A 23,780-nucleotide genomic window follows, 5' to 3' on the forward strand; every position below is an offset into this window, starting at 1 on the left:
CAAGATGAGATTTCCCAGTATGTAAGACCCCTTGAAGACGACGAGGTTGATAGGTTGGGGGTGGAAGTGCAGCAATGCATGGAGCTGACCAATACTAATCGGTCGAGGGCTTATCCAAGATTCTAAATGCGCGATGATTCGTTTCGGATTCAGTTTTCAGGGAACAACTTTGGAAAATTTTCTTGGAGAGATACCCAAGTGGCTATAAGGGGACCCTCTGCTAAGGGGTTAGACTGCGTAAGCGGTGCGAGGGTTCGAATCCCTCTCTCTCCGCCACTAGAATTTTGAATCTTATTCAAGATTTTAGGGCAAACATTGTTCTTTAATATCGTGGCGGTGTAGCTCAGCTGGCTAGAGCGTACGGTTCATACCCGTGAGGTCGGGGGTTCGATCCCCTCCGCCGCTACCATACATACCTGGAGACTTAGCTCAGCTGGGAGAGCATCTGCCTTACAAGCAGAGGGTCGGGGGTTCGATCCCCTCAGTCTCCACCATAATGTGCCGGTGTAGCTCAGTTGGTAGAGCAACTGACTTGTAATCAGTAGGTCGGGGGTTCAAATCCTCTCGCCGGCACCATTTTTTTCTCTGGAACCGTGGTGTAGGGGTTAACATGCCTGCCTGTCACGCAGGAGATCGCGGGTTCAAATCCCGTCGGTTCCGCCATTTTCTTTTTATGAAAATTGGCTATACAGTATATTAACTTAATATACAGTATGGCTCGGTAGCTCAGTCGGTAGAGCAGAGGACTGAAAATCCTCGTGTCGGCGGTTCGATTCCGTCCCGAGCCATCTTTTAATGTGGAGGCTTAGCGAAGTGGCCAAACGCAGCAGACTGTAAATCTGTTCTCTCCGAGTTCGGTGGTTCGAATCCATCAGCCTCCACCAGTTTTTTTATAAGAGCCATTAGCTCAGTTGGTAGAGCACCTGACTTTTAATCAGGGTGTCGAAGGTTCGAGTCCTTCATGGCTCATCTAAAAGAAAGCATCTTACCTTATAGGTAGGATGCTTTTTTGTTATTCTATTTGTTATTCTATCGTGAATTGTATTCTATCTTAGTGTTCTATTTTTTTGTTGTATGTAGGAAGTAGTATTGAAATAAACATGATAACTGGATTGTAAATAGTATGCTGAAGCATATTTTGAAATATGAGGAATACAAGAAGAATGTTAAGAAGAGAGTATAGAGGAATATGGATTCTTAAAATAGAATTTTGGCATCTGTATTTTTACCTATTATAATGTAGGAAGTTGATCGTATGATTAGGTATTTCTGTAATGAAGTATGGTTATAGATGAAAATGATATGAAGTTCAGGTATGAATTATGAAGTTTAATTATCCATCGTTAGAGTTAGTGTACAGATATATGAAACCAGAATACTGTTGATCGAAGAAGGCTGATGAGATAAGGAATGAGGAAAGCTGGAAGTGGAATTTGCGAATGGAAGGGAATTTACTTTATGGATGTAAATGAACTACGGCAGCGGATTGAACAGATTACTGGGTTGAATATGATAGAGCATCGTTTGAGTGAAAAAACGTGGGAGGAAAAGGAGCAGCTATCTACAAAAATGAACACAGCAGGAGAACCGGATGAGTCATTATGGATGATTCCAGTAATGCGTCAGGCTGGGGAAGTGATTGTATGGACGCCCGAACCTTTGAGAGGTCGGCAACATACGGATACGGTTGTTGTAGAAGATATGGGGTTGTCTGAGGGAGTTGTAGCGAAGGACACAAGTTCCTATAATTATGATTTCAATGAAATGCAGCGTATTTATCAGCTGTTGGAGCTGTTGTTGCCTTCGGTAATGGGGTTACAGCCTATGTCTTTAACATCTGTTGTACAGGGGAAGGATCAGCAAGCGCGTGAGTTGGGACAATGGCTGGTTAGACAGGTTAGCTTACGCAATCCATCTGCCGAGATTCCGACCGAGTATGGGATCAGAGAGCGACTGGATTCAGTGATGGTACCTTTTTTGCTGCTGGCGGATAGCTTGCAGGTAGGGACATTGAATCCGAAACAGTTGGAAAAACTACTATCCAGTTATTTTGATCGGGATGTGTTGTTGATTCCATTGCAGGATAACGAATGGCTGGTACTCGCCAAGCATGAGCTGATTGAGGATGAGGAAGATGGACGTGACGCTGGGCATGAGAGTGAGGATACAGAGGAAGATCTGTTGACTGCATTTGCGCTTGGGCTGCATGAACTGGTGGCGAGCGAGTGGGTAGGGAGCTTTCATATTAGTGTAACCCTGCCATTGAATCCGCTGGATGGGTTGGCACAAACGGTATCGCAATTACGGGAAACGATTCATCTGGGACGACTGTTTCAGGTGACGGAGCATATTCATCTGCCATGGGAGCTGCGGTTGGAGAGTTTGCTATATCGCATTCCAGAAGAAGAACGGCAACGGTTTGTGGAATCAGCAGATCATCATTCGCATTTATTTGGAGATGAGGAGACGGTAACAACGCTGGAGACCTTTTTCAAAATGGATTGTAATGTAAGTGAGACTGCCAAGCAGTTATATATCCACCGAAACACATTGCTGTATCGATTGGACAAGATTAAACAGGATACGCAGCTGGATGTACGACGGTTTGAAGATGCAGTATTGATGCGTTTAACTCTGCTATTGTATAAAGTGACAAAAAGCTGATTTTTTTTTTGTGTATTTTGTCGATAGAGCTGGCGAGCAGATTAGGGTAAGATAGAAGCAGATAAAGTAACCGGTTTCAAATGATCAACTACAGGTCATGAAATGGAGCTGTTCTGCGGATTCTTTGGCAGATGGTATAACGCTGAATGGTGATTATATGATCTGTACGTATAAGATCGTGGAAGGCACATGACTCGATTACATGTAATCGATGAACCGGATTATCTTTACTGCTTTGGTCCCTGATTTGCGAGATGCGTCATTTATTGTCAGCCTCATTGTACATAATGACAGTAAAGCGGAATTCGAAACAGGATGATGACCATGCTTTGGCTGCGTGAGAGTATATGGAATCGGATCTAGCCGGTGAAGATGCTCCTCATTTACTAATAAGGTGAATAGCAGCTTCAACCAGCATGATTGTGACAAGCAAGACTGTAAAAAGACCACATTATACTTTGGGAGGTTTTTTATTATGGCAGGTGTACGCTTAGAGCATATTTTCAAAAAGTATCCGGGTTCCGATAAAGCAACAGTAGTTGATGTCAATCTCGACATTAAAGATAAAGAGTTTCTGGTATTGGTTGGTCCTTCCGGTTGTGGTAAATCCACAACACTGCGTATGATCGCAGGTCTGGAAGAAATCTCCGAAGGTAAACTGTACATTGGCGATCGCGTTGTTAACGACGTAGCACCAAAAGACCGCGATATCGCGATGGTATTCCAATCTTACGCGTTGTACCCGCATATGGATGTATACTCCAATATGGCGTTTGGTCTGAAACTTCGTAAGGTGAAAAAAGAAGAAATCGAAAAACGCGTGCGTGAAGCTGCGAAAATTCTGGATATTGAGCATTTGCTGGATCGTAAGCCAAAAGCGCTGTCCGGTGGTCAACGTCAGCGTGTCGCGCTCGGTCGTGCGATCGTTCGTGATCCACAAGTCTTCCTGATGGATGAGCCGCTGTCCAACTTGGATGCAAAACTGCGTGGTCAGATGCGTGCGGAAATCACAAAACTGGCAAAACGTCTGCAAACGACTGTTATCTACGTAACGCATGATCAGATCGAAGCAATGACAATGGGCGATCGTATCGTTGTTATGAAAGATGGTATCATTCAACAAGCTGCTTCTCCAGAAGAGCTGTACAACCATCCTCGTAACATGTTCGTAGCAGGTTTCATTGGTTCCCCAACTATGAACTTTATCCGTGGTACGCTGTCTGAGAAAAACGGTGGTACTGTATTCTCCGCAGCGGGTCTGGAACTGAACCTTCCGGGCGGTAAAGCACAAGTGCTGAAAGATCAAGGCTACAATGGTAAAGAAGTGATTCTGGGTGTTCGTCCAGAAGATATTCACGAGGAGCCTGTATTCCTGGAAGCTTCGCCGAACAGCGTATTTACTGCAAAAGTGGATGTTTCCGAGAACCTGGGTCACGAAACATTGCTGTACCTGAGCGGTATTAGCTCTGACACTGTTATTGCTCGTGTAGATGGTCGTTCCACTACACGTGATAACGCTACGGTAACAATGGCTATCGATATGAACAAAGTACACATCTTCGATCCAGCTTCTGAAGATAACCTGTTCTATAGCGAGCCTGCAACTGTATAATACGTGCGATTCGCTAAATGGGCGAATCCTCCCTATAGCAAGTAAAAAAGACTGCCGAACCGATCAGGTTCTGGCAGTCTTTTTGGTAATCGGTAGAAGGTAATCGGTAGAAGGTAATCGGTAGAAGGTAATCGGTAGAAGGTAATCGGTAGAAGGTAATCGGTAGAAGGTAATCGGTAGAAGGTAATCGGTAGAAGGTAATCGGTAGAAGAGTGCGGTTGCTTACTGCATTAGTGACATATGCGAATTTATAATAAATATAGGCCATAATGTTGCCATGACGAATAAAAACGTCCCCTTCAGCGTCTGAAATCCGGCGCTCTGATTGATTTCGTTTCCATTTTCCATTACCATGGGTACATTGGCATCAATATGTACAACATCACAAATACACTCCTACAAGACAAGTGATCTACTCAGGGAAAGGAAGAACAGAATGGCCAAACATGTAAAGGTTTCGGAATTAGTGCAAATGTTCCAGCTTGAGGTTGTATCCGGGGGACTTGGCTTAAAACGAAACATTACCGTAGATGATCTGAACCGTCCCGGTCTGGAGATGGCGGGTTATTTTGAGTATTATCCAACAGAGCGTGTACAAATCCTTGGACGCACCGAGCTGGCTTTCTTTAAAATGCTAACGCATGAGGAAAAGGCAGAGCGTATGAGCAAGCTATGTCATGAAGAAACGCCTTGTATTGTAGTAACACGTGGACTTGAGATTCCAGAGGAATTGGTGGAAGCGAGTGAGAACCACGGATTGCCTGTATTGCGCAGCAATCTGTCTACTACCATTCTGTCTAGCCGCATTACCAACTTTTTGGAGAAAAAGCTAGCACCGACAGCAACGATTCACGGTGTACTGGTCGACATTTATGGTGTAGGTATGTTGATCACAGGCAGCAGCGGTATCGGTAAAAGTGAAACCGCGTTGGAGCTGGTCAAACGTGGACATCGTCTGATCGCGGATGACGCAGTAGAGATTCGCCAAACGTCGGATAATCAGCTGCACGGTACGGCTCCTGAATTGATCCGTCACCTGCTGGAAATTCGCGGCGTAGGTATCATCAACGTAATGACACTGTTTGGTGCAGGGGCGATTCGCAACAACAAACGAATTACGCTGGTTGTTCGTCTGGAAGCATGGCAGCAGGACAAACAGTATGACCGCATCGGTTTGGATGAAGAGACAACCAAAATCATCGACACGGATGTACCTCTGGTGACGATCCCTGTACGACCGGGACGAAATCTGGCGGTTATTATTGAAGTGGCGGCGATGAATTTCCGTCTGAAGCGGATGGGTTACAATGCAGCTCTCCAATTCACGCACAAGCTGACCGAGACGATTGCTGAAGATCTCGACGAACTGGATTAAGGAGAGGTTACGTTATGGGGACATTGTTGATTAATCCGATTGCTTTTTCTATCGGGGCGCTGGAAGTGCACTGGTATGGTCTGATTTTGGGCTTTGGTGCGCTGATGGGCCTGCTGTTTGTGATTCGTGAAGGCAAACGGTTCGGTATTCCGCAGGAGTTTTTCATGGACTTGCTGCTGTTCGGGGTGCCGTCGGCAATTATCGCAGCACGCATCTATTATGTTGCGTTCCGCTGGCCAGACTACAAAAACAATTTTGTGGACGTTTTTAAAATCTGGAACGGCGGGATCGCTATCTATGGTGCGCTGATTGGTGCGATTATCTGTGCAGTGATCTATACGCGCTACAAAGGCTACAATTTCTGGAGGATTGCGGATATGTGTGCGCCTTCGCTGTTGATTGGACAGCTGATTGGTCGCTGGGGGAACTTTGTTAATCAGGAGGCATACGGCGGTCCAGTGGACGAGTCGTTCCTGCGTGGCAATCTGCATTTGCCGAATTTTATTGTAGATCAGATGAATGTAAACGGCATTTATCATCATCCGACCTTCTTGTATGAGTCGGTCTGGAATCTTGTTGGTGTATTGCTGCTATGCTTCTTGCGCCGTCGTCCGTTTGTGCGTGCGGGTGAGATTTTTATGTCTTATTTTATCTGGTACGGGATTGGTCGCTTCTTTATCGAGGCATTGCGTACAGACAGTCTAACCTTTGACGGTCCGGCATGGCTGGTATCGTTTGTGAATGGACTCTGGTCACCAATGACGCTGTTTGGATTCCAACAAGGTGCGATTGAGCCTGGGTATGGTAATATCCGTATTTCTCAATTGCTGTCGCTGGTGCTGATTATAGTAGCGATTCTGCTCATCCTGATTCGTCGTCGTACAGGTGCATCGAACGTACGTTACAGTGATCCGATTGTCTCAAGCAAGCATGGTCATGAGTTTGCATCCAATACAGATGCAGCCAGTGTAGAGACAGCAGCTACACCAGCTGCAAGTGAACGACAACAGCCGCTGCCTGCGGATGAGGAAAGGGCTCATTCCGAGCGGAAGGAGTAATGAAGCATGATTGATACGGTACTATTTGATCTGGATGGAACGATTGTCGATACGAATGAGCTGATTATTTCTTCTTTTATGAATGTTATGAATCAGCCGGATGTATCGCCGCTCACGCGTGAGCAGATCATTCCGCATATGGGGTTGACGCTAGAGCAACAGCTGCGCACCTTTTCCGGTCAGGACGATGTGACTTCGCTCGTGACAGCTTATCGGGAGTACAGTGCGATTCACCATGATGCCATGGTGGCGCCATTTCCCGAGGTGAATATTGTGCTGGCACGTTTGCAAGCTGAAGGGTTGAAGCTCGGTGTAGTGACAACCAAGATTCGTGCGACTACAGAAAAGGTATTGAAGCTGTTCGAGCTGGATCAATATATGCAGGTCATTATTACACTGGACGATGTGGAGCATCCGAAGCCACATGCACAGCCGATTGAACGGGCGCTAGAAGCGCTCGGTTCATCGCCGGAAACGACACTGATGGTGGGCGATAGCCCTGCCGATCTGAAGTCAGCGGCAGCAGCGGGCGTACGTTCCGCGGGTGTAGCATGGTCGCTAAAGGGCGAAGCAGAATTGTCCAAGTATAAACCGACGTATATTTTACAGCAAATGAGTGATTTGTATGAGCTGGTGCTGGGCGATACGGTAGATCGATGAGAAAGCTGGAGCATTATCCGGTGGATGGCAAGCGCAATGCGCTGCGTCAAATTTATCGTACGGTCAGCCCGTTTAAGGGTGTACGCAATTTTATCTTTATTCAGCTATCGCGATATTGTCCGGTGCTGGAAATGAAAAACTGGATATATCGCCATCTGCTCCGTATGGAAGTCGGCAGGGATACCGCTTTTGGACTGATGGTGATGGTAGATGTGTTTTTTCCAGAGCGCATCAAGATTGGACGCAATTCGGTAATTGGGTACAATACAACCATTCTGGCGCATGAGTATCTGATCAAGGAATATCGCCTTGGCGATGTAGTGATCGGAGACGAAGTGATGATTGGTGCGAATTGTACCATTTTGCCGGGCGTAACGATTGGCGATGGCGCGATTGTAGCAGCAGGCTCAGTCGTACATAAGGATGTGGCGGCAGGCTCTTTTGTCGGGGGGAACCCTCTGCGAGTGCTGTCTGGGCATTCGCCAGTTGCCGAGGTGTCTGCTGATCCAAATTCATCTATACGATCAGATGGAGATACAAGCAGAACATAGAGAGAATGACATAAGCAGCATGATGACAGCAGAGGATAAAGGTAATCCTGTGCTGTCTCTGCATGCTATATTGCATGGATATGGTACATTGTGCATCAACTCTCTACAGGAACGACAAGCCTGGGAACATAGAGGTATTGATCTGGTTGTACCATTCGATATGTAAGGGGATGCTTTAACATTGAATCAACTCAAGAAGGAGCGGCTGCCCCAGCTCGATTTTTTTCGGGCGCTGGCGATCATTGGCGTGCTGCATGTACATTCTACATCAAACGCAACCATTGAAGCTGTGAATACTTCCATTTATTACGTATTTAATTTTCTGAATTTGATGTTCAAATATGGAACACCATCGTTTATCTTTCTGAGCAGCTTTGTGCTGTTTTACAATTATTATGATCGTCCGTTGAATAGCAAGCTGATTACTAGCTTTTATAAAAAACGGATGCTGTACATTTTGCTGCCGTATATTCTGATTTCGGCACTGTATTTCATTTATAAGCTGTATACGCGGGACCGCTTTGACGAGCCGGTCGGGATGTTGGTTATGGATTACGTAGATGCCATTTTCCACGGTTCGGCATGGACACATCTTTATTTTGTATTTATTAGTGTGCAGTTCTACATTCTATTCCCACTGATGCTGTGGCTGCTGAAAAGTCAGCGCTGGATGGCTCGCTGGGCGCTCGTGATCGGGCTTGCCGTGCAATGGGGCTGGGTACTGTGGAACAAGTACGATCTTCACTATGCAAGCAAAGGCAGTATTGCCTTCTCATATTTTGCCTACTATATGATGGGGGCATTTGTAGCGATTTATTTCAAACCATTCCGCAAATGGGTGATGACCAGCTGGAAAGATATGAACGGCGGTCTCAAGCTGATTACGGCGGTTCTGTGGATCGCTTGGCTAGCAACTGGACTGGTGTATGTGCAGATCTGGTATGATGCACGTTTGACGAATGAATGGCTGGATTCGCTCTGGTACGAGCTGTTCTGGAATGTGTATACGATGCTATCAGCGCTGGTATTGTTCCAGTCGGCATTTATACTCAACCGGATTGCGCCGAAGGGTATACTGGCAGTATTGCGCCGATTGGGTGAGGTTTCATTTGCTGTGTATCTGGTTCATCCATTTATTCTTGCTTTTTATCGGGAGACGCAGGATTGGTTCTCGATGGGCACACTGACGTATTTTGTCTGGATCTATGCAGGTTTGATTATTGCACTGGTGGTATCTACCTTGTTTGTGCAGTTTGTGTTCCGGCGCTTCTCGTACTCATGGGTGCTGCTGGGCAGCATTCCGTATTCGCTCTCTGGTCGCCATCGGGAAAAGCGAGCGGAGCGTGAACGGATACGTCAAGATGTGGATGCGGTGCGCCGCACAAATCCGTAGTTTGCCTAGTTAGTTTGGCTCCTAGTCTGGTGATGATATTGTAACCCCTGATTTCCATGTGAATGGAGATTGGGGGTTTTTGCTATATAGAATGTAAGGATAGAGCTAGCATGCAGAACTGGACAACGCGTCAAACAGGATTATGGATGTATAAGAGCGAAAGTAGTGAAGAACAGCGGCTAGTTACATAGATGTATAAGGTTCTATTTTCCGGGAAATATCGTGCGGTGAATACGCATCCTATTAGGGTAATAGAGAGAAGCTATCTGACTTGCTGATGTTGTTAGGCGTGTAATTGACGAGGTAGAGTAGGTATGGTAATATAGCAAATATCCTTTACTTTATTAGCAAAGTACCACTTTAATGTGTTAAAATATATCATTTCAATCAGAGGTGACCGTTTTGTCGAAACCGAAAGGATTTGAAAAGCCGATTGGCGTGCGTGATTATCTGCCGCATGTTGTATCCAAGCTTCGCTATATCGAGCAAAATGTGCTGGATTGCATGTCCCGCTGGGGGTACCGGCAAATCATCACGCCAACACTTGAATATTACGATACGGTAGGTGTGGCAAGCTCCACCTCCGATAGCAAACTGTTTAAAATGCTGAATAACCGCGGTACGACGATGGTACTGCGTTCCGATATGACGACTCCGATAGCGCGTGTCATGAGTTCATTATTACAGCAGGAGGAAGTGCCGGTACGTCTGGCGTATCATGCCAATGTATTTCGTTCCATTGAAGAGGAAGCGGGACGGGAAGCGGAATTTTTCCAAACTGGAGCCGAGCTGGTCGGTGTGGATTCACCGGAAGGGGATGCGGAAGTGATCGCGCTGGCGATCTCATCCTTGCAGGCGGCAGGTGTGCAGAATTTTCAGATTTCGCTTGGTCATGTAGGTTTTCTGAGCGGCATACTGGAAGAAGCTCTGCCGGGTCAAAAGGACAAGCAGGAGGCGCTCAAGGAACGTCTGCTGAATCGTGACTTTGTAGGTTTCCGCGAGCAGCTTCACGCTTTCCAGCTATCGCAGGCGCAAAGTGCGGAGCTAGAAGGGCTGCTGCGATTGCGCGGTGCGCAGGACATCTGCGAACAGGCGCTTGAGATTAGCAGCAACCCGCAGGCAGCTGATGCGATTCGCCATCTGTGTAAGGTATGGGAAGTGCTGGAAGCGTACGATATGTCCGAATATGTGATGATCGATCTGACGATGATCGGTAACTTCTCCTATTATACGGGTATGGTATTCGAGGGCTATGCAGCAGAATTGGGATCGCCGGTATGTAGCGGCGGTCGATATGATAACTTGCTGTCCCAGTTTGGACGTCCGCTGGCAGCGACCGGATTTGCTTTGAAAACAAATCGGATTCTAGACGGTGTGCAACTGCCGGTACCATCCGCACCACAGCCTGTATTGATCGTATACGATGAATTAAGTCGTCATCATGCGTTTGCAAAGGCAGGCGAACTGCGCCAGCAAGGTACGATTGTGGTGACTCGGCATGAAGAAGCAGAAGTTGCTAGCAATGAACAGGAGTCAATCGACGGATACAGTCAGGTGCTGCGCTTTGCACACGGCAAGCCGGTTCTAACCTGATCCTGTCCCAAGTCAAAATGATAACAGGGAGATGCAGACCTGATGAGCCAGATATTAAAAGTAGCCATGCCCAAAGGGCGTATCTATAAAAAAGCTGCCGAAATGTTCCGTGAAGCGGGCATTCCGGTTCCAACCGATGTGGATGATTCACGCAAGCTGATCGTAGAACTACCGGAAGCAGGGATGGAATTTATTCTCGCCAAGCCAGTTGACGTACCGATCTATGTAGAGCACGGTGTCGCCGACATTGGTATCGTTGGTAAAGATGTACTGATGGAGGAAAACCGCGATGTATACGAGCTGCTTGATCTGGGCATCGCCCGCTGCCGGATGTCGGTAATCGCACTGCCAGACTGGCAGCCGGGCATTCGCCAACGGGTTGCTACCAAGTACCCTAATGTGGCGTCCCAGTATTTTCGCGAACGCGGGCAGCAGGTAGAAGTGATCAAGCTGAACGGCTCGATTGAGCTAGCACCGATGATCGGGTTGGCAGATCGTATCGTCGATATGGTCGAAACGGGTCAAACGCTTCGTGAGAACGGACTGGTAGAAATGGAAGAGTTGTTCGGCATCACCAGCCGCCTGATCGCGAACCGAGTCAGCTATCGCATGAAAAATGAAGAGATTCAGCAATTGTGCGATCATTTACAAAAAGTGATTGGTCAGCCCTCTGCTACGTAACGGGCAGGAGTAAAGGAGAGAGCGGTATTGAAAATAGTATCTGCACGTGATTTTGATCTGCGGCGCGAGGTGGAATACGGCTCGCCGGAGCAAAATGCCGCGGTGAAACAAATTGTTACTGATATTAAACAGCAGGGAAATACAGCACTGCTAGATTATACAAGTCGTTTTGACCGTACCAAGCTGACGGTGGATCAGTTGCGAGTGACGCCAGAGGAATTACAGGCAGCATATGCGCAGGTGGAGCCTTCGTTTATTCAAGCGATTACGCAGGCGGCGGATAATATTCGCCAATTTCACCAAAAGCAAAAGCGCAATTCGTGGATGGATCTACAGCCGGATGGTAGCTTGCTCGGTCAGATTATTCGTCCGCTGAAGCGTGTCGGTGTCTACGTACCCGGCGGCAAAGCGGCGTATCCGTCCTCTGTGCTAATGAATGTTATTCCAGCGCAGGTGGCAGGTGTACCGGAGATTGTAATGGTCACGCCGCCTGCAACAGGCGGAACCGAAGGCATTGATCCGTACATTCTGGTGACGGCAGCTGAAGCAGGTGTAACGGAAATTTACCGTGTCGGCGGTGCGCAAGCGATTGCTGCACTCGCATATGGAACGGAAAGTATCCAGCCGGTTGATAAAATCTGCGGTCCCGGCAATATCTATGTGGCATTGGCAAAGCGCGAGGTGTACGGTGTCGTCGATATCGACAGCATTGCAGGACCGAGCGAAATTGTCGTGCTGGCAGATGAGCAGTCCAATCCAGCGTACATCGCTGCTGATCTGTTGTCTCAAGCTGAGCATGACGAGATGGCATCTGCTATTCTGGTGACTCCATCCCAGCGGATTGCGGACGAAGTATCTGCCGAAGTACAGCGTCAGCTGGAAACCTTACCGCGTCGCGATATTGCGTCAGCATCAGTGAACAATTATGGTGCAATTATCGTTACAGAGGACCTGAACGAGGGCATTAGCGTAGTCAATCGACTCGCACCGGAGCATCTAGAGATTATGGTGGATCAGCCGATGAATATTCTCGGTCTGATCGAAAATGCTGGTGCCATTTTCCTCGGCAATTACAGCTCGGAGCCGGTAGGCGACTATTTTGCTGGACCGAATCATATTATTCCGACAAATGGTACGGCACGTTTCTCATCGCCGGTTGATGTGGATGATTTTATCAAAAAATCGAGCATGATTTATTATAGTAAAGAAGCGCTGCTAGCAAATGGGAATATTATTATGGAACTGGCGCGTCATGAAGGTCTGGAAGGTCACGCACGAGCGATTCAGATTCGCTTGGAGCAAGAAGGGTAAGACGTATCGCGATGCAGGAATGAGGAAATGCTTGTTCATTTAAACATGCTGGGGGAGTAGCCATATGTCAACGGAAAATCAGAGTACACGCCGCGCGGAGGTTAGCCGCAAAACGAATGAAACGAATATCGAGCTTGCTTTTCAGGTGGATGGTACAGGGCAGGCAGCGATTGAGACGGATGTGCCGTTTTTGAATCATATGCTGGACTTGTTCACCAAGCACGGTCATTTTGATCTGACGCTCAAGGCGCAGGGAGACATTGAGATCGACGATCACCATACAGTCGAGGATATCGGTATCTGTTTGGGTCAGACGCTGCGCGAGGCCCTTGGTGATAAGCGTGGCATTAAGCGCTATGCGAATGTGTTTATCCCGATGGACGAGGCGCTAGCGCAGGTTGTGATCGATGTGAGTAACCGTCCGCATTTTGAATATCGTGCGGAATATCCGTCTGCGCAGGTGGGCAGTTTTCAGGTGGAGCTGGTACACGAGTTTCTGTGGAAGCTGGCACTGGAAGCGCGTATTACGCTGCATGTGATCGTGCATTACGGTAAAAATACGCACCATATGATCGAAGCGGTGTTCAAGGCGCTTGGTCGTGCCATTGATGAAGCGACAACCATCGATCCGCGTGTGACAGGAGTGCCTTCGACGAAGGGAGTGCTGTAAGATGGCAATTGCAATTGTAGACTATGGCATCGGTAATTTGCATAGTGTGAGCAAGGCGATTGAGCGTCTGGGCTACGATTACCTCATCACAGGCGACCGGGACGAGATTCTGGCGGCGGATGGCGTGATTTTGCCGGGCGTGGGTGCGTTTGGTGATGCGATGAATCATATTCGCGAAGGCGGCATGGATCATGTGGTGCAGGAGGTTGCTGCTAGCGGTAAGCCGCTGCTCGGCATTTGTCTCGGTATGCAGCTGTTGTTCAGCGAGAGTGAGGAGTACGGCAATCATCGTGGGTTGGATATTTTACCGGGCAAGGTTGTGCGCTTTGCGGAAGGGGAATATAAAGTGCCGCATATGGGCTGGAATCGGCTGGAGTACAAGCAGCCAGATCACGCACTGGTGCGCGATCTGTATGCAGGTCATGCGTATTTTGTCCATTCGTATCATGTGCTGCCAGAGCATTCAGAGGATCTGATTGCCGTGACCGAGTACGGTCATCCAGTAACCGCGATTGTCGGACGCGACAATGTATATGGCATGCAGTTCCACCCAGAAAAGAGCGGAGAGCTGGGCAAGCTGCTATTGCGTAATTTCCTAGCATTGTGTGTAGGCGAGCGAGTACAGTGACGTTGCAATGTGCAACAAAGCAGAAGTGAACAAAGCAGAAGTGAACAAAGCAGAAGTGAACAAAGCCAAAGCGAAAAGGGCGTTTATACTTGAGAAGTCCAACTGCGACCGTATGGTTGCAATAAGATAAAATCGATATAGGCTATGGCAAATAAGCAATCGAAGCGCATGATGTGCTTCACCATGTATCTACTAAGGAGGAAATGCGTTGTCTTCTTTTACTATTTATCCGGCAATTGATATTCGTGGCGGTCGCTGTGTGCGGCTGATTCAGGGCGATTATAATCAGGAAACAGTATACAATGACGATCCGACGGCAGTGGCGGCGGGTTTTGCAGAGCAAGGAGCTTCCTTTGTGCATCTGGTCGATCTGGATGGTGCGAAGGCAGGGCATCCGGTCAATCATGAGCTGATCGGTCGTATCGCTAGCCAATTGCAGGTGCCTGTACAGATTGGCGGCGGATTGCGTACGTTTGCGGATGTAGAGCAATTGCTTGGACTAGGCGTTAGCCGCGTCATTATCGGAACAGCGGCGATTGAAGATCGTGAATTTACCGAATCAGTGCTAGGCACCTATGGGGATCGGGTCGCAATTGGTATTGATGCACGCGATGGGTATGTCGCGACACGCGGCTGGCTTGAAACTTCGCAGGTCAAGGCGGATGAGCTGGCAACTGAGCTGGCAGCCAAAGGCGCAGAGACGTTTATTTTTACGGACATTTCCCGTGATGGTATGATGCAGGGACCGAATATCGAAGCGATTGCGGCGATTGCCAAGGCTTCTGGTAAAAAGGTAATTGCCTCCGGTGGCGTAACGGTACTGGATGATCTGGTCAAGCTGGCGGAGCGCCGTGAGGAAGGCATCAGCGGAGCGATTGTCGGTAAGGCAATCTACACAGGCAAAATCGATTTGCAGCAGGCGCTGCGTACGATTGGTTAAACAGCCAACCGGAAAGGGGGAGACTACATGCTTGCGAAGCGTATTATTCCGTGTCTGGATGTGAAGGAAGGACGGGTCGTCAAAGGCGTTAATTTTGTGAATCTGCGTGATGCAGGTGATCCGGTGGAGCTGGCGGCACTGTATGACCGTGAAGGTGCGGATGAACTGGTATTTCTGGATATCTCAGCATCGGTCGAAGGACGCGAAACGATGGTGGATGTGGTGCGCCGGACCGCGGAGGAAATCTCGATTCCATTTACCGTTGGCGGTGGCATCTCCTCGGTTGAGGATATGAAAAAGATCCTGCGCGCCGGTGCGGACAAAATCGGCATTAATACCGCAGCGGTTCTAAATCCACAGCTGATCAATGATGGCTCCCAGCGCTTCGGTGCGCAGTGCATTGTTGTAGCTGTGGATGCGCGCTTTAATGAAGAGTGGAGCGACTGGGAAGTGTATACGCATGGTGGTCGCAAGCCGACCGGCATCAAGGCGCTGGATTGGGTCAAAGAAGCCCAGCAGCGCGGTGCAGGTGAGATTCTGCTCACTAGCATGGATGCAGACGGTACCAAGGATGGTTTCGATCTGCCATTAACGCGTGCGGTATGTGAGGCAGTTAGCATTCCGGTGATCGCTTCTGGCGGCGCAGGCTTGCCGGAGCATTTTCAAGAGGTATTCGCCGAAGCAAATGCGGATGCGGGACTGGCAGCAACGATTTTCCATTACAAGGAGATCTCGATTCCAGCGTTGAAAACGGAATTGAGAGCCGAAGGAGTGGAAATTCGCTAATGAGCCAGTCGGACAGTTATAATCAATTTCAAAACGAAATCTTGCAGCAATCTCATTCCTGGGATGAACTGAATGCCAATATCCGCTGGGATCGCGACGGACTGGTGCCTGCGATTGTGCAGGATGCTGACAGCCATATGGTGCTGATGATGGCATATATGAATAGCGAATCGCTGCGCCGCTCGCTGGATTCCGGCGATACGTGGTTCTGGAGTCGTTCTCGTCAGGAGTACTGGCATAAGGGCGGCACATCCGGCAATACGCAGCGCATCACAGCACTCTATTATGATTGCGATGGCGATACATTACTGGTCAAGGTGCGTGCCAATGGACCGGCTTGTCATACAGGACGGATTAGCTGCTTTTACAATGAGGTGAATGAAGTGGATAACAAACCGGTATTTGAAGGATCGAATGAACAACAATCGCAAACGACAAACGGAGCATCCGCTGACCGTTTCGCCATTCTTGGTGAATTGGAGCAGATGATCGCTGACCGTGACCGTGAGCGTCCAGAAGGGGCATATACAACGTATCTATTTGAAAAAGGGATTGATAAAATCCTGAAAAAAGTGGGCGAGGAAACCGCCGAAACGATCATTGCTGCCAAAAATAGCGACAATGATGAGCTGCGCTACGAAGTGAGCGATCTGATCTACCATCTGCTCGTGCTGTTGCAGGAGCGTAAGCTGCCACTGGACGATGTATTGGCAGAGTTGGATCGTCGTCACGAGCGTCCACGTAAGGACTAAGCGAAGCCATACGGTAAGCGACGGAAGGAGCATGAATCATGCTGATTGATTACCATACGCATCATGTTCGCTGCGGTCATGCTGTGGGCGAGCTAGAGGAATATGTACAACGCGGTATTGAGATTGGACTATCCCAGCTGGGCTTGTCCGATCATCTGCCGCTCATTCATGTCGATCCGGCTACCTATTACCCAGAAATGGCAATGCCGATGGATGAGCTGCCGCGGTATGTGGAAGAATGTTTGCGACTCAAGGAGAAGTATCGTCAGGACATCCAGATTCGTGTCGGTCTGGAAGCCGATTATATCGAAGGATATGAGGAACAAATTCGTGACATTCTGGAACGCTATCCATTTGACTATGTAATCGGATCGGTGCATTTTCTCGGGGAGTGGGATATTTCCGATTATCGGCAAACGCACAATTGGGAAGGTCGCGATGTGCTGGATGTATACCGCCAGTATTATGAAGCGGTGCAGAAGGCAGCTGCGACTGGATTGTATGATATTACGGGGCATCTGGATGTGATCAAGCGCTTCGGTCAGGTTCCACCTGTAGAGCAGGAAGCGGAACGCTTTGCGCTAGAGGATGCGGCGCTGCGAGCTGTGAAGCAGGCGGATATGGTCATGGAGCTGAATTCGTCGGGTCTAGCCAAAGTATGTGCGGAGATCTTCCCATCTCGCCGGATCGTGGAGCAGGCGATTGCACTGGGCATTCCACTCACGCTCGGTTCAGATGCGCATGATCCGCTCAAGCTGAGCGACGGTCTGGATCAGGCTCGTGCTCAATTGCAGGAGCTTGGTGTGCAGCAGCTTGCTGTATTTGAGGACCGACAGCGTTCCTTTGTACCCTTGAACGGTTAAACGGTTAAACGGTTGAGCGATGCTTGCCGGATAGCAAATTGTATACGGAACAGAATGGAATGCTGAATGAATGTCCATTTCATTTTTATTCATTCAAAATCGGCAAAATAAAGGACAAGCGTAGGCAGATGCCTTATCGCTTGTCCTTTTTGTTATTTATAGAAGTCTTGCATTGTGTATAGGCATTGTATGATGAATATGAATGTAAAGTGAGAATCGTATAGAGAACGCGGAGGGCAAACATAACCCTTGGTGCGTATGATACGTACTTATACCTTTACTTTACAGCTCGACTTTCCAATTACCCATCATCTTAGCGATTTCCGGGTCCTCATAATTCAAGAATAGACTTTCTCCTGTATCCAGCTTGGCAATCTGCTGTAGATCATCAGCATCTAAGGTAAAGTCGAAAATATTGATATTCTCGATGATCCGCTCCTTGCTGACCGATTTGGGAATCACTACAATATCACGCTGCGCCAACCAGCGCAGCACAACCTGAGCGACCGACTTGTTATACTTGTGACCGATGGCTATTAGTACTTCATTGCGAAATAGATCATTGCGTCCTTCAGCAAATGGTCCCCAAGATTGATGCTGCACCCCCAGTGTACGCATGAATTGAAGCTGATTCTCCTGTTGATAAAATGGATGCGTTTCGACCTGATTAACCGCAGGAACGACTTTGTTATGCATGATCAGATCCATTAGACGATTCGGAGAAAAATTGCTAACGCCGATGGATTTGATTGTTCCTTCCTCATACAACTCTTCCATCGCACGCCATGCGCCGTAATAATCGCCAAACGGTTGATGGATCAGATACAGATCAATATAGTCTAGCTGTAGCTTACTCAGTGACTTGGGAAATGCGAGCTTGGCACGCTCATAGTCTGCATCCTGCACCCAGAGCTTGGTCGTAATAAATAACTGCTCACGTGGAATGCCACTACGCTGGATTGCCCGTCCAACCGCTTCTTCATTCATATAACCTGCCGCCGTATCGATCAGACGATAGCCCGCCATCAGCGCGTCGTAGACCGCGTCCTCGCATTGCTGTGCATCAGGGATCTGGTACACACCAAAACCAATAATCGGCATTTGCACGCCATTATTCAAAGTAACTGTTTGCATATAGATTCCTCCTGAGATATAGAATAGGTAATAGCAAATGGCGGCATATCCCACTGCCAGCAAGAAACGTCATTGTCGGGATGTTGTTTGCTGCGAATTTGCTTTACAATAAGCCTAGCGCTTTCGTCTTACACGAAGTCAAGAGATTTCGCTAATAAAGATTGTCGAGGAGGATGACTGATATGCTTACGGTCAAAGAAGCTGCATTGATGACAGGTCTGACACAGCATGCTGTCCGCTTTTATACGGATAAAGGATTGGTGCCGAGCGTTCAGCGTGATGCCAACAATATCCGCTTGTTTGATGAGGAGTCGATCAACTGGTTATATGGCGTCAAATGCCTCAAGCAATCGGGTATGCCCATCGAAACGATCAAAGTATATGTAGACTTATGTCTAGAAGGCGATTCAACCGTTGCGCAGCGCTGCGAGATGATGATGCAGTACAAGGAAGCCGCACTACGTCAACTAGAGGAAGCCAAGCAACGCGTCGCTCATCTGGAGCAAAAAGCGATCCAATATCAAGCCATTTTAGAGCATCGCATGCCGGATATGACCAATCCGGGCAACTGGAGCAAAATCCGGCAGGATGCCTGAATAACATAGCGGAAACCAAAAAAGAACAATACTACGCGCCTGCAAGATTCTTACAGACGCATGTATTGTTCTTTTTGTTGATGCCCTATAGTATTAGCTCGGATTGGGTTTGGTTGTACCAGAAGTGGGAGCTGGTGCCGGAGCCGTTTTGGTAATTTTGATCCCATCGACGGTTTCCGTTGTGATCACCGTTTCGGTCGAATCCACTGCATCGGTGTGCAGCCCGCCATTTTTTTCCGCTTTGCGAATTTTACGCATTTCATTCAGCATAAGCAGGAAAATGATTAGCAGGAAGCTGGTAATCAAAATCAAGAATCCGCCAATCTCTTGTCCAAAGTATTTCAGATCGCCGCCACGGAAACCGAGTCCGCGTAGGAATTTGAAATGCCAAGACAATGGCAGCGCATGGCTGACGGTTTGCAAAATCGGTGGCAACAGCGCGACCGGAATCTGCGCGCCGCTCAAAATAAACGATGGCAGCAGGATCATCGTGATCCGTCCCGCAGCGCGTGCCGGGTTAGCGGCACTCCAGCCAACGAGCATACATAGCAGCGACAGCGCGATGGTGTACATGAGGAACGGAATCCATAGCTCATATACATTCACTTCAAACCGCAATCCGCCGATCTGCTTCAGACAGCCCATAACCAGATACATGGAAATGGTGGCGATAACCGAATACGGCAGAATCCGCAGCACGAGACTGAGCGGACGACGCAGCGCATCGGCAAGCACGCCTTGCTCACGCATCCGAGGTACGATCCCAAGGGTAGCACCGCCCAGAATAGACAGGAATACGGTATTCAGGAAGCCGATGACGGAGCTCATCAGCGTATTGTTGGTTGGGTTATACAGCAGCCGTGTTTGCAGGCTAAGCCCTGTTGTAAAATTAGCGGCTTGCGCGGAGCTGACACCAAGCCCTACCAGCTTGCTGGCAGCCACGGTAGCATTTTCCGCATTGATTACTTCGGTTACCCCGTTACGCAGATAGGTGGTCGCTGTTGCCAGCGCCGTATCGACGTACAGACCGATATTCACCTGACCACCTTGCGCATGTGCCTTTTCCAGACCCGCAGGCAGATAGATCACGCCAAAATAGTCCTCGTTATACAGGAAGCTATTCGGCTCCATGTAATTGTACGTAATGTACTTAATATCAAGGTACTGATCGGCATCCAGCTTCTCGATCAGCTGTTGACTGTAATCGCTATGATCCATATCGACCACAGCGATGGGCGCTTCGTTCAGCTGGTTGTTTTTGAATACATAGCCGAATGCTGACGAGATAATCAGCGGTGCAATCAGCATGATCCAGATGAATTTGCCGTTTAGAATGAGTTTGATTTCATCAATTATTGCTTTCATCGGTTGGAACCTCCACCGTCATTCCCGGCAGCAGGTCAGATGTACGCTTCACATCCACACGCACGATAAAGGAAGTTGTATCCGCCTGTCCTTTTTCACGGCTCATCCGCAGAGCGGCATATTGCGGCGCGGAAGTGATATAACGAACCGTACCTTGTACATCTTTGCCAAGAGAGATTACATTGGTGCTTACTTTGGCACCCGCTTGGAAGTGTTTGATATTTTCCTCGCCTACATACAGATCGTAGTACATTTTGCCAGTTTCGATGACGACAACTGGTGTACCAGCCGATACATTTTCACCTGTTTTTGGTACGACGCGAGTCACTTTACCATCAGCGGAAGCTGTCAGTACGCGGCGTTCTTTTTGTACCGTCAGATTATCGAGATTGATTTGCAGGGCGTCTTTTTGTTTGTTCAGCAGGTCGATATTGTATTTCCCGTTCGTAATATCTTCCTGACCTTGTTCGATTTGTTTTAGAGCTTGTTGTGCTTGATCCACTTGTACTTGCGCCGCATCGCGGTCTTCGGTAGTCGCACCATTTTTCAGTTTTTCCAGAGCGGTTTCTTGTGCTCTGACCTGATTGCCAGCAACTTCGACTTGCTTTTGCGCGCTTACGAGTTGATCCTGTGTACTTTGCAGCTGCTTTTGTGCGGTATCCAGTGCATTTTGAGCACTGTCTAGGCTCGCTTGTGTTCCCAAGCCGTTATCAAATAGCGACTTCGCACGGTCGTAGTTTGTTTGTGCATAATCGACTGCCTGTTGAGCGGTAGCTACGCCAGTTTGGGCAGCATTCACGCCATTGTTGGCAACTTCGACCGATTTTTTAGCAGAATCGACGGCGATTTCCTGACTTTGAATATCTTCCGGGCGTGCGCCAGTCAGTACTTTTTGCTGAGCGACTTTGGCAGCTTCAATACTCAACTGCGCATTGGCTTTTTGTTCAGCCAGCTTGTGGGCTTGGCTAGTTAGCTCGCTTTGCGCTTGAGCGATTTGTACATCAATCTGGGACATTTGCTCTTTGACGTTTTTGATTTGCAGGTTAACGTCCTGTGTATCGAGCGTCATTAGAACTTGTCCTTTTTTGACGTGATCTTCTTCTTTGACCTTAACGGCGGTAACTTTGCCGGATTGTCCTTCAAAGGAGCTGTTGACGGTATCAATGGTCAGCACGCCTTCCTTTTTTAGGGCAGCCATCGAAACGGCGTCCTTGCCGTGCATCATCAGCAGTGTGCCGCCTACGCCGAGCGCGACAATCAATACGATGATGGGAATAAGTTTTACAATTTTCACTGGGGTTTGCTCTCCTGTCTGTATCAAATCTAAGGTAAAATTTAAAACATTAGCTACCAAATAGTTAGGCGCCGTACAATTAGACCGAAAAAAAATCTATTCCGGTTTTGTCTGCTCAATCCCTGTACGAATTTTATGCAAAAGACCTTTGAGTACGATACGTTCTTCCGATGTCAGATGCGACAACATGCCAGACACGAGATCGCCATAAGCAGGCATTACATTCATCAGCAAGGCTTCGCCCTGTTCCGTCAAATGGATTGCAGTCATTCGACGATCTTCATGAGCACCTCTGCGAATCAGACCGTCTTTTTCCAAACCATTGATCAAGCCAGTCATTGTTGAGCGGGTTACGCCAGCAGACTTGGCAAGTTCGGAGGGAAGCACGAGCTCTTTGCGCAGCAGCAGCGACGCCAGAATGCGTACTTTGCCTTGGGACAAGCCGTTTTCGGTCAGCAAAGAGGCAGACTGATTATACAGATCATGCGACGTACGGATAAGCAGAAACGATGTCAGCAGACAGTCGATATCCATATTGGGAAACAGCGCTGCCAGTTCCTGCAAGCGATCTAGCTTGTGATCCATATGCGATGATTCTAATTTCGGCATCTCATTCACCTTTCGTTAGTTCTTTATGAAAATATTGTACGGCTCCTAACTACTTCTCGTCAAGAAAAAGATATGAAACTTTCAACACAACTTTTGTAAACAGTACATTTTGTGTGATGCAAAGCATTTGGTTTCCATATAAATTTTCAGTCAGAATTGTCTTTGATATACGAACGCGGCGAGATACAATAGGATAAAAGCAGGCTGTTCCATTTACAGGAGGATATATGAAAGAAAAGATGCGAATTTTCTCCGGTTCTTCAAGCCCGGAGCTGGCAGCCACCATTGCCGAACGTCTCGGCCTGTCACTGGGTAAGATCAAGCTGTCCCAGTTTAAAAGTGGTGAAACGTATGTACATTACGAAGAAACGATCCGCAATATGGACGTGTTCCTCGTTCAGTCGTTATCTCATCCCATCAATGAGCTGTTCGTTGAACTGCTCGTTATGATCGACGCTGCCAAACGTGCATCGGCGCGTACAATCAATATTATTGTTCCGTATTACGGATATGCACGTCAGGAACGCAAATCTGCACCACGGGAGCCGATTTCTGCAAAAATGGTTGCTGATGTACTGACTACAGTTGGTGCAGACCGGGTAATTACTATTGATCTCCATGCTTCAGCAATCCAAGGCTTCTTCAATATACCAGTGGATCATCTGACTGCGCTTGATCTGATTAGTGATTATTTGCGTAATCAGTCGATACAGGATGCGGTTGTCGTATCGCCAGATGCTGGACGTGCCTATACGGCAGAAAAGTTGGCGAACCGTCTTGATGTACCGTTTGCGATGATGATCAAAAAGCGTCCTGCCCATAACGAATCCGTGATTACTCACGTGATTGGTGATGTGCAAGGCAGAACACCGATCATTATCGAGGATTTGATCGATACGGGAACAACGATTGTTAACGTGGTCGAGAGTTTGAAAGAGCGTGGGGCCAATGACGCAATCGTTTGCGCAACGCATGGTCTATTTTCGGGCGAGGCGCTAAAACGACTGGATCATCCCGCGATTCGTGAGCTGGTGGTTACCGATTCGATTCAATTGCCGCCGGGTCATCTAGACCGATTGACGGTATTGTCAGTTGCGCCGATGCTGGCTCATGCGGTTCGCATTATTATGGAAGGCGGTTCCATCGCCACCATGTTCAGCGACGCAGGCATCTAATCGGCAAGTAATAGTCGGTAAGCTATCGTTTCCAAACGTTTCCTTTGTCGTTATGCCTTTAGCGTGCCTA

General features: G+C 48.1%; 22 protein-coding genes, 8 tRNA genes and 1 rRNA gene. 27 read left to right on the forward strand and 4 right to left on the reverse strand.

Annotated features, from left to right (window positions below; translation table 11 throughout):
- The 25 genes from ABXR35_RS13790 to hisJ all read left to right on the forward strand — a co-directional run.
- A 23S ribosomal RNA gene (locus ABXR35_RS13790) occupies positions 1-118 on the forward strand; the annotation flags it as partial.
- Between the two features lie 66 nt (positions 119-184).
- A tRNA-Ser gene (locus ABXR35_RS13795) sits at positions 185-276 on the forward strand.
- Positions 277-332: 56 nt separating this feature from the next.
- Positions 333-409 (forward strand) — tRNA-Met (locus ABXR35_RS13800).
- Between the two features lie 9 nt (positions 410-418).
- Positions 419-494, forward strand: a tRNA-Val gene (locus tag ABXR35_RS13805).
- 6 nt (positions 495-500) lie between these two features.
- Positions 501-576 (forward strand) — tRNA-Thr (locus tag ABXR35_RS13810).
- Between the two features lie 11 nt (positions 577-587).
- Positions 588-663, forward strand: a tRNA-Asp gene (locus tag ABXR35_RS13815).
- Positions 664-715: 52 nt separating this feature from the next.
- A tRNA-Phe gene (locus tag ABXR35_RS13820) sits at positions 716-788 on the forward strand.
- A gap of 11 nt (positions 789-799) precedes the next feature.
- Positions 800-884: transfer RNA gene (locus tag ABXR35_RS13825), tRNA-Tyr, on the forward strand.
- A 12-nt stretch (positions 885-896) separates the two neighbouring features.
- A tRNA-Lys gene (locus ABXR35_RS13830) sits at positions 897-969 on the forward strand.
- A 489-nt stretch (positions 970-1,458) separates the two neighbouring features.
- Positions 1,459-2,664 (forward strand): PucR family transcriptional regulator, encoded by a 1,206-nt coding sequence (locus ABXR35_RS13835; RefSeq protein WP_367061497.1) that lies wholly within the window; start codon positions 1,459-1,461, stop codon positions 2,662-2,664.
- 475 nt (positions 2,665-3,139) lie between these two features.
- Positions 3,140-4,276, forward strand: coding sequence for an ABC transporter ATP-binding protein (locus ABXR35_RS13840; RefSeq protein ID WP_367061500.1), 1,137 nt, complete (start codon positions 3,140-3,142; stop codon positions 4,274-4,276).
- 436 nt (positions 4,277-4,712) lie between these two features.
- Positions 4,713-5,651, forward strand: a complete 939-nt coding sequence (gene hprK, locus ABXR35_RS13845; RefSeq protein WP_367061503.1) for an HPr(Ser) kinase/phosphatase — start codon at positions 4,713-4,715, stop codon at positions 5,649-5,651.
- A gap of 14 nt (positions 5,652-5,665) precedes the next feature.
- Positions 5,666-6,709: a prolipoprotein diacylglyceryl transferase gene (gene lgt / locus ABXR35_RS13850; RefSeq protein ID WP_367061506.1), complete on the forward strand. Its 1,044-nt coding sequence runs from the start codon at positions 5,666-5,668 to the stop codon at positions 6,707-6,709.
- A gap of 6 nt (positions 6,710-6,715) precedes the next feature.
- The gene (ppaX, locus tag ABXR35_RS13855) at positions 6,716-7,369 is read left to right on the forward strand and encodes a pyrophosphatase PpaX (protein WP_367061509.1); all 654 of its coding nucleotides are present in this window, start codon (positions 6,716-6,718) and stop codon (positions 7,367-7,369) included.
- Positions 7,366-7,920 (forward strand): acyltransferase, encoded by a 555-nt coding sequence (locus ABXR35_RS13860; RefSeq protein WP_367061511.1) that lies wholly within the window; start codon positions 7,366-7,368, stop codon positions 7,918-7,920. The genes ppaX and ABXR35_RS13860 overlap by 4 nt, the downstream gene beginning before the upstream one ends.
- Before the next feature lie 181 nt (positions 7,921-8,101).
- A complete protein-coding gene (locus tag ABXR35_RS13865; RefSeq protein ID WP_367061513.1) occupies positions 8,102-9,313 on the forward strand; it encodes an acyltransferase in 1,212 nt (403 codons plus the stop codon).
- Between the two features lie 402 nt (positions 9,314-9,715).
- On the forward strand, positions 9,716-10,906 hold the full coding sequence (locus ABXR35_RS13870; RefSeq protein ID WP_367061516.1) for an ATP phosphoribosyltransferase regulatory subunit: 1,191 nt from the start codon (positions 9,716-9,718) through the stop codon (positions 10,904-10,906).
- A gap of 42 nt (positions 10,907-10,948) precedes the next feature.
- On the forward strand, positions 10,949-11,587 hold the full coding sequence (gene hisG / locus ABXR35_RS13875) for an ATP phosphoribosyltransferase (RefSeq protein WP_367061519.1): 639 nt from the start codon (positions 10,949-10,951) through the stop codon (positions 11,585-11,587).
- 27 nt (positions 11,588-11,614) lie between these two features.
- Positions 11,615-12,898, forward strand: coding sequence for a histidinol dehydrogenase (gene hisD, locus ABXR35_RS13880; protein ID WP_367061522.1), 1,284 nt, complete (start codon positions 11,615-11,617; stop codon positions 12,896-12,898).
- 64 nt (positions 12,899-12,962) lie between these two features.
- The gene (gene hisB, locus ABXR35_RS13885; RefSeq protein ID WP_367061525.1) at positions 12,963-13,568 is read left to right on the forward strand and encodes an imidazoleglycerol-phosphate dehydratase HisB; all 606 of its coding nucleotides are present in this window, start codon (positions 12,963-12,965) and stop codon (positions 13,566-13,568) included.
- Position 13,569: 1 nt separating this feature from the next.
- A complete protein-coding gene (gene hisH / locus ABXR35_RS13890) occupies positions 13,570-14,196 on the forward strand; it encodes an imidazole glycerol phosphate synthase subunit HisH (RefSeq protein WP_367061528.1) in 627 nt (208 codons plus the stop codon).
- A 208-nt stretch (positions 14,197-14,404) separates the two neighbouring features.
- A complete protein-coding gene (hisA, locus tag ABXR35_RS13895) occupies positions 14,405-15,136 on the forward strand; it encodes a 1-(5-phosphoribosyl)-5-[(5-phosphoribosylamino)methylideneamino]imidazole-4-carboxamide isomerase (RefSeq protein ID WP_367061530.1) in 732 nt (243 codons plus the stop codon).
- 27 nt (positions 15,137-15,163) lie between these two features.
- Positions 15,164-15,922 (forward strand): imidazole glycerol phosphate synthase subunit HisF, encoded by a 759-nt coding sequence (gene hisF / locus ABXR35_RS13900; protein WP_367061533.1) that lies wholly within the window; start codon positions 15,164-15,166, stop codon positions 15,920-15,922.
- Positions 15,922-16,674 carry a bifunctional phosphoribosyl-AMP cyclohydrolase/phosphoribosyl-ATP diphosphatase HisIE gene (hisIE, locus tag ABXR35_RS13905; RefSeq protein ID WP_367061535.1) on the forward strand — a complete coding sequence of 251 codons (753 nt, stop codon included), beginning with the start codon at positions 15,922-15,924 and terminating at the stop codon, positions 16,672-16,674. The genes hisF and hisIE overlap by 1 nt, the downstream gene beginning before the upstream one ends.
- Positions 16,675-16,712: 38 nt before the next feature.
- Positions 16,713-17,537: a histidinol-phosphatase HisJ gene (gene hisJ, locus ABXR35_RS13910; RefSeq protein WP_367061538.1), complete on the forward strand. Its 825-nt coding sequence runs from the start codon at positions 16,713-16,715 to the stop codon at positions 17,535-17,537.
- 282 nt (positions 17,538-17,819) lie between these two features.
- Here the strand turns inward: hisJ and ABXR35_RS13915 are convergent, their stop codons facing one another.
- Positions 17,820-18,671: an aldo/keto reductase gene (locus ABXR35_RS13915; protein WP_367061541.1), complete on the reverse strand. Its 852-nt coding sequence runs from the start codon at positions 18,669-18,671 to the stop codon at positions 17,820-17,822.
- A 182-nt stretch (positions 18,672-18,853) separates the two neighbouring features.
- Here ABXR35_RS13915 and ABXR35_RS13920 point away from each other — a divergent pair, with 182 nt between their 5' ends.
- Positions 18,854-19,267, forward strand: coding sequence for a MerR family transcriptional regulator (locus tag ABXR35_RS13920; protein WP_367061544.1), 414 nt, complete (start codon positions 18,854-18,856; stop codon positions 19,265-19,267).
- Positions 19,268-19,360: 93 nt separating this feature from the next.
- Here ABXR35_RS13920 and ABXR35_RS13925 read toward each other — a convergent pair whose 3' ends face one another.
- The 3 genes from ABXR35_RS13925 to ABXR35_RS13935 all read right to left on the reverse strand — a co-directional run bounded on the left by ABXR35_RS13925 (position 19,361) and on the right by ABXR35_RS13935 (position 22,535).
- A complete protein-coding gene (locus ABXR35_RS13925; protein WP_367061547.1) occupies positions 19,361-20,632 on the reverse strand; it encodes an ABC transporter permease in 1,272 nt (423 codons plus the stop codon).
- Positions 20,616-21,926: an HlyD family secretion protein gene (locus ABXR35_RS13930; protein WP_367061550.1), complete on the reverse strand. Its 1,311-nt coding sequence runs from the start codon at positions 21,924-21,926 to the stop codon at positions 20,616-20,618. Before ABXR35_RS13930 ends, ABXR35_RS13925 begins: the two co-directional genes overlap by 17 nt.
- Positions 21,927-22,022: 96 nt before the next feature.
- On the reverse strand, positions 22,023-22,535 hold the full coding sequence (locus tag ABXR35_RS13935; protein WP_367061553.1) for a MarR family winged helix-turn-helix transcriptional regulator: 513 nt from the start codon (positions 22,533-22,535) through the stop codon (positions 22,023-22,025).
- Between the two features lie 227 nt (positions 22,536-22,762).
- Here ABXR35_RS13935 and ABXR35_RS13940 point away from each other — a divergent pair, with 227 nt between their 5' ends.
- Positions 22,763-23,710 (forward strand): ribose-phosphate diphosphokinase, encoded by a 948-nt coding sequence (locus ABXR35_RS13940; protein ID WP_367061556.1) that lies wholly within the window; start codon positions 22,763-22,765, stop codon positions 23,708-23,710.
- Positions 23,711-23,780 lie beyond the last annotated feature (70 nt).

The organism is Paenibacillus sp. JQZ6Y-1, from assembly GCF_040719145.1.
Classification (GTDB): Bacteria; Bacillota; Bacilli; order Paenibacillales; family Paenibacillaceae; genus Saccharibacillus; species Saccharibacillus kandeliae.